The 6,000-nt window shown below is 72.7% G+C and carries 6 protein-coding genes; 5 read left to right on the top strand and 1 reads right to left on the bottom strand.

Features of this window, described 5'->3' with window-relative positions:
* Positions 1 to 152: 152 nt before the first annotated feature.
* Positions 153 to 740 carry a TetR/AcrR family transcriptional regulator gene (locus tag ACFWJO_RS28215; RefSeq protein ID WP_386869551.1) on the bottom strand — a complete coding sequence of 196 codons (588 nt, stop codon included), beginning with the start codon at positions 738 to 740 and terminating at the stop codon, positions 153 to 155.
* 85 nt (positions 741 to 825) lie between these two features.
* Between ACFWJO_RS28215 and ACFWJO_RS28220 the strand changes: the two genes are divergently transcribed.
* The 5 genes from ACFWJO_RS28220 to ACFWJO_RS28240 all read left to right on the top strand — a co-directional run bounded on the left by ACFWJO_RS28220 (position 826) and on the right by ACFWJO_RS28240 (position 5,922).
* Positions 826 to 2,061, top strand: a complete 1,236-nt coding sequence (locus ACFWJO_RS28220; RefSeq protein ID WP_386869553.1) for a cytochrome P450 — start codon at positions 826 to 828, stop codon at positions 2,059 to 2,061.
* 68 nt (positions 2,062 to 2,129) lie between these two features.
* Entirely contained in the window at positions 2,130 to 3,023 is an 894-nt protein-coding gene (locus ACFWJO_RS28225; protein ID WP_386869555.1) for an SAM-dependent methyltransferase, read from the top strand.
* Between the two features lie 63 nt (positions 3,024 to 3,086).
* Positions 3,087 to 3,893 (top strand): class I SAM-dependent methyltransferase, encoded by an 807-nt coding sequence (locus ACFWJO_RS28230; protein ID WP_386869557.1) that lies wholly within the window; start codon positions 3,087 to 3,089, stop codon positions 3,891 to 3,893.
* Positions 3,894 to 4,060: 167 nt separating this feature from the next.
* Entirely contained in the window at positions 4,061 to 5,074 is a 1,014-nt protein-coding gene (locus tag ACFWJO_RS28235) for an NAD-dependent epimerase/dehydratase family protein (RefSeq protein WP_386869559.1), read from the top strand.
* Complete coding sequence (locus tag ACFWJO_RS28240; protein ID WP_386869561.1) at positions 5,071 to 5,922, top strand: SAM-dependent methyltransferase; 852 nt, start codon at positions 5,071 to 5,073, stop codon at positions 5,920 to 5,922. Before ACFWJO_RS28235 ends, ACFWJO_RS28240 begins: the two co-directional genes overlap by 4 nt.
* Positions 5,923 to 6,000 lie beyond the last annotated feature (78 nt).

Genomic DNA, 6,000 nt, shown 5'->3' on the forward strand with positions numbered 1-6,000 from the left:
GCCGCGCGTCCGTCGCGCGGCATCCCGCGTTCGTCAGCGCGGAGATGGGATGCCCGGGACGATAGTGGGCGATCGCCCACTGGTCAAGAGTCCGCCCCGCGGTGGACGACCGCGGGGCGGGAGACCGGGGGAGGGACGGTGCGACCGCGTGGTCAGCGCGCGGCGTCGGCGACGACCGAGGTCACGATCTTGTGGACGTCCTGGGTCGCCGGTGTGTCGCCCTGCCGGCCGGCGAACAGGAGATGGCTGGTCCCGATCAGCGTGAGGGCGAGGGTGTCGACGTCCGCGGTGGCCGCGATCCGGCCCAGCTCGCGCTCGGCGGCGAGGTACGAGGTCAGCATGGCGGTGGCCTCGGTCAGCACCGGTACGCCCGAGGAGCCGGCCGCGTGCAGCCGGGTGCGCAGCTCGTCCCGCGCGGTGATGAGGCTGACGATCGACACGGCGACCGATCCGAACAGGTCGGTCAGCGCCTTGGTGAGGTTGTCGGCCACGGTGCCGGTTCCGGCCGCGCCCTGCAGGTTCTCGCCCTGGGTCCGGATGCGGTCGATGCGGTCCAGGACGAGCGCGGCGAGGAACGCGTCGAAGTCGGCGAAGTGCTTGTGGAGGACACCCTTGGCGCAGCCCGCCTCGGTGGTGACCGCCCGGCTGGTCAGCGCGTTCGGTCCGCCCCGGAGCAGCACGCGCTCGGCGGCGTCGAACAGCTGCTGGGAAACGTCACGGATCGCTGTGCCCGTCGGCATGGGTCTCCCTTCCCTTCCTTGCGGGTCCGGCTGTTCCGGGTGCTGATCATTGACGAGTGGGCATGTGCCCACCTAGGGTGGGCACATGCCCACTATACCCTCAAATGCTGCGACGGGTATGCCCTCGGGGTGCCCTCTGGCGACCGCTCGCGGGCGGGACGCCTACACGGTCCCGGCGCCGGTTCTCGAGGCGTGGCGGCAGGCGCCGGTACGGGAGGTCACCACCGAGTCCGGCCAGAAGGGCTGGCTGGTCACCGGGATGGCGGAGGTCCGGACCGTGCTGTCCGACCCCCGGTTCAGCCGCGCCGAGGCGCGGCGGATCGGCGCCGTCGTCGTACCGTCGGCCGTTCTGGCGAAGCCCGGCATCAACGACCTCGACGGGCCGGAGCACGCCCGGATGCGCCGCCTCGTGGCCGGGGCCTTCAGTGCCCGGCGGATCCGCGCCCTGCGGCCGCGCATCCAGCGCATCACCGACGAGCTGATCGCGCCGCTGCTGGCCGCCGGCCCGCCGGCGGACCTGGTCGCCGGACTCTGCCGCCCCCTGCCGCTCACCGTGATCTTCGAGATCCTCGGCGTCCCCCAGGAGGACCGGGAGCTCTTCAGCGGCTGGGCCGACCGCGTCATGGCCACGACGGCCTACCCGCCCGGGGAGTCGCTGAAGGCGCTCGAGGCGGTCATCGCCTACATGGCCGACCTCGTCGAGGCCAAGCGCCGCACCCCGGACGACAGCCTGCTCCAGGAGCTGATCACGGCCCGCGACGAGGAGGACCGGCTGAGCGAGGAGGAGCTCGTCCACCTCGGCAGCGGACTGCTCATGGCCGGCAACGAATCGACCGCGACCGAGCTCGGCAAGGGGTTCGCGGCCCTGCTGGACAACCCGGACCAGCTCGCGGCGCTCCGCGCCGACCCCTCCCTGGTGCCGGCCGCCGTCGAGGAGGTCCTGCGGTACGCACCGCTGAGCGCCCGCGAGAACGGCGGTCAGGTCCGCGCCACCACCTGTGACGTCGAACTGGGCGGTGTGGTGATCCCCGCGCAGAGCGTCGTGTTCGCCAGCCTGCCGGGTGCCAACTTCGACCCGGCGGCGTTCCCCCGACCGGAGCGGTTCGACGTCGCCCGGGAGGGGGCCGAGGGGCACCTCACCTTCGGGTACGGCGCGCACCGCTGCCTGGGCGCCCAACTGGCCCGGATGGAACTGGAGGTGGCGTTCAGCAGCGTGCTCGCCGCGTTCCCCGGGCTGCGACTGGCCGTACCCGCCGACGAACTGGTCAACGCCCAGGGCCGGCTGATCAGCGGAATGGAGGCGCTGCCCGTCACCTGGTGAGCCCGTCCGCGCACGAATGCCCGGCCCCGGCCGGGGAAATCGGCCCGACCCTGGAAGAGGATGAACTGATGTCTGACCGGACAGCCGCCCCCGATACGTCGGCACAGGTGGCCCAGGCGCCGCCGTCCAAGGAGGTCGCCGGCTTCTACGACGGCCTCAGCGGACTGCTGACCGAACTCTTCGGCGGAAGCCTGCACGAGGGGTACTGGAAGTCCCCCGACGACCCGGCGACGATGGCCGAGGCATCCCGCCAGCTCACCGACCTGCTGGCGGAGAAGCTCCAACTGAAGCCGGGCGACCGGGTTCTCGACCTCGGGTGCGGCTCGGGTGCGCCGGCCGTCAGGCTGGCGCGGTCGACGGGCGCGCGAGTCGTCGGCATCACCAACAGCGCGGTGCAGATCGAGGCCGCGACCCGCAACGCCCAGGAGGCGGGGCTGGGCGACCAGGTGTCCTTCACGTGCGCCGACGCGACGGTCCTGGCCTACGAGCCGGAGTCGTTCGACGCCGTCCTCATGATCGAGTCCATCTTCCATCTTCCGGACCGGCTCGGTGCCCTGCGCGAGGTGGCGCGGGTGCTCAGGCCCGGCGGTCGCGTCGCGCTCACCGACCTCCTCGACCTGGACCCCGCGCCGGCGCCGATGGAAGAGGCGGTCGGCGACCTGGCCGAGCACTCGCGGGAGCACGGGCACGCCTCGCTGGTGGCGCGGCCGATCCGTCTCGACGCGTACTCCTCGCTCCTGGAGGAGGCCGGCCTCGTGCCGGTCGAGCAGACCGACATCACCGCGCACACCGTGGCCCCCACGCTCGACTGCCTGCGGCGGAAGCTCACCGACGACCACGAGGAGCTCGTGCTCCGGTACGGGCGTCAGGTGGTGGAGCAGTACGAGTCCGTCCTTCCCCTCCTGGAGAAGGCCGGGTTCGGGTACGGCGTGGTGGTCGCGGCGGCCCCTGCCGCGCCGTGACGGGAAGGCGTTCACTGTCCACGTCGGGTTGACAGTGGGCATGTGCCCACCTAGAGTGGGCACATGCCCACTAACGCGGAGAATGAAGTTCACCAGCAGCGACAGGTAGCGGAGTCGTTCGGTGCGGACGCCGAGCGCTACGACCGGGCCCGGCCCCGCTATCCGGAGCCGATGGTGGAGCAGATCGTGAAGAAGAGCTCCGGCCGCGAGGTCCTCGACGTCGGCACCGGAACCGGAATCGTCGCCCGGCAGTTCCAGAAGGCCGGGTGCAGGGTGATCGGCGTCGACCCCGACGAGCGACTGGCCGACGTGGCGCGCCAGTTCGGTCTCGAGGTCGACGTGGCGACCTTCGAGGACTGGGAGCCGGCCGGCCGGCAGTTCGACTCGGTCGTCGCCGCCCAGGCCTGGCACTGGGTCGACCCGGTCGCCGGCGCGGCCAAGGCCGCCCGGATCCTGTGCCCCGGCGGCCGCCTGGCGGCCTTCTGGAACGTCTTCCAGTTCCCGGACGAGGTGGCGGACGCGATCGCGCAGGTCTGCCAGCGGGTCATGCCCGACGCGCCCTTCGACTTCCAGGCGATGCTCAAGGGCGCCATGAGCGGATACCAGGGGTTCTTCGCGAAGACCTCCGACGGGATCCGCGAGGCGGGCGGCTTCTCCGACCCGGAGCAGTGGCGCTTCGACTGGGAGTGGACCTACTCCCGCGAGGCCTGGCTGGACCAGATGCCCACGCTGGGCGCGTTCACACGACTTCCGGCGGACAAGATGGCCGAGGTGCTGGAAGGCGCCGGCACCGCCATCGACGCCATGGGCGGCAGCTTCACGATGAACTACGCGACGGTGGCGGTCACCGCCGCGCGCAACGGCGCCTGATTGCACACGCGCCGGGCGTCTCCCGGGACGAGGGGACGCCGGCGCGACGGAGCGGAACCGCGCGGCCGCCCACCCGGCGACGGACGGGTGGCCGCGCGTTCGCGTGCCCGCACACCGGTGCCGAGGACCTGAGCACAGAACAGACCGGATCTCCTGGAAAGGGCGTCATGAAAGTTCTGGTACTGGGCGGAACGCGCTTCGTGGGACGCAGCATCGTGGACGCCGCGCTGGCGCGCGGGGACGAGGTCGCCGTCCTCAACCGGGGCAGCCGTCCGGCCGCCGAGGGCGTGGAGCAGCTGACCGCGGACCGGACCGACACGCAGGCGCTGCACCGCGCGGTCGGCGACCGGAAGTGGGACGCCGTGATCGACACCTGGACGGGAGCTCCCCGGGTCCTCGCCGACTCGTGCGCCCTGCTCGCGGACCGGGCCGGACACTACGCGTACGTCTCCAGCTGGGTCGTCTACCGGCCACCCGTGCCCGCCGGCGCCGACGAGAGCGCGGCAACGATCGACGGCGACCCCGACGACGGGACGGACGGCTTCTACCCGACCGCCAAGCGCGGCTGCGAACTCGCCGTCGAGCGGGCCTTCGGCGACCGTGCGCTCATCACCCGCCCGGGACCCATGTTCGGGCCGTACGAGGACGTCGGTTCCCTGACCTGGTGGCTGCGCCGCATCCACCGCGGCGGGCGGGTGCTCGCGCCCGGTCGTGCCGACGACCCCTTCCAGTACGTCGACGTCCGCGACCACGCGCCCTGGCTGCTGGACGCGGCGGCACGCGGCCTCGCGGGCGCGTACAACACCGTCTGCGAACGAGGACGTTGCACCATGGGCGAGTTGCTGGAGACGATGCGCGAGGTGACCGGCTCCGACGCGGAGCTGGTCTGGGTGCCGGACGAAGACCTGCTGGCCGCGGGCGTCCGCCCCTATCTCGACCTCCCGCTGTGGCTGCCCGCGGCGATGCGCGGCGGCATCAACGACGTCGACGTCTCGGCCGCCCACAGCGCCGGGTTCGACAGCAGCCGGCCGCTCCGGGACACCCTGGCCGACAGCTGGTCCTGGCTGGAGCGCGAGGGCGAGCCGCCGTGGCAGGGCACCACCGCCCGCGGCCTCGACCCGGACCTGGAGCGGCGGGTGCTCGACCGGTCGGCCGGGAACGACCGGAAGGACGGGAAATGACCGGCACCGCGGGGGCCCGTACGCGGGGCCTGACCCAGCAGGAGGCCGAGGACGGCTTCTACAACGACACCAGCGAGTTCCTGGCCGAACTGTCCGGCGGCAGCCTGCACATGGGGTACTGGGAGTCCCCGGACGATCCGGCCACGATGTCCGAGGCCTCGGAGCGCCTCACCGGGCTGATGGCGGAGCGTCTCTCCGTCGGCCCCGGGCAGCGGGTCCTCGACATCGGCTGCGGCACGGGCGCACCGGCGATCCAGCTGGCGCGGACGACCGGCGCCGCCGTCGTCGGCATCACCAACAGCCCGGTCCAGGCCCGCCTGGCCACGGAGAAGGCCCGGGAGGCCGGAGTCGCCGACCGGGTGGAGTTCCGGTGCGAGGACGCCACGAGACTCGGATACCCGGCGGGATCCTTCGACGCCGTCTGGCTGTTCGAGTCGATCATGGCCATGCCGGACCGGCTCGCCGTGCTCCGGCTGGCGGCGGACGTCCTCAGGCCGGGAGGGCGTCTCGCCCTCACCGACTTCCTCGACCGCGACGAACCGGCCGTCGGCGCGGAGCAGGGCGACCGGCCCCAGTACTCCGTGCTCTTGGGGAAGCTGATGCCGCTTCCGGACTATCCGGGCCTCCTCGAGGCGGCGGGCCTCGTTCCGGTCGAGATCACCGACGTCAGCGACCGGACCGTCGCCCGGACCCTGGCCGCCATGCGCCGACGGCTGGAGGACGACCGCGAGGCGCTCACCCGCCGGTTCGGTGCTCAGGTCGTCGGCCAGTTCGACGGCATCGTCCTGCGCCTGGAGGCCGCCGGGTTCGGCTACGGCCTCGTCGTCGCCCACCGGCCCGTACGGTAGGCGCGGCGGGGGGGGGGGGGGAGGAGGACGGGGGGACCCCCCCCCAAGGGAGGGGAAGGAAGATGTCCAGGGACCGCG

The sequence above is a fragment of the Streptomyces sp. NPDC127092 genome, assembly GCF_042722475.1.
Lineage (GTDB): Bacteria > Actinomycetota > Actinomycetes > Streptomycetales > Streptomycetaceae > Streptomyces.

Excerpts from the sequence above, each read along its gene's own strand:
- ACFWJO_RS28230 (WP_386869557.1), top strand. The coding sequence starts at position 3,087 with ATGCCCACTAACGCGGAGAATGAAGTTCACCAGCAGCGACAGGTAGCG.
- ACFWJO_RS28215 (WP_386869551.1), bottom strand. The coding sequence starts at position 740 with ATGCCGACGGGCACAGCGATCCGTGACGTTTCCCAGCAGCTGTTCGAC.
- ACFWJO_RS28220 (WP_386869553.1), top strand. The coding sequence starts at position 826 with ATGCCCACTATACCCTCAAATGCTGCGACGGGTATGCCCTCGGGGTGC.
- ACFWJO_RS28240 (WP_386869561.1), top strand. The coding sequence starts at position 5,071 with ATGACCGGCACCGCGGGGGCCCGTACGCGGGGCCTGACCCAGCAGGAG.
- ACFWJO_RS28225 (WP_386869555.1), top strand. The coding sequence starts at position 2,130 with ATGTCTGACCGGACAGCCGCCCCCGATACGTCGGCACAGGTGGCCCAG.
- ACFWJO_RS28235 (WP_386869559.1), top strand. The coding sequence starts at position 4,061 with ATGAAAGTTCTGGTACTGGGCGGAACGCGCTTCGTGGGACGCAGCATC.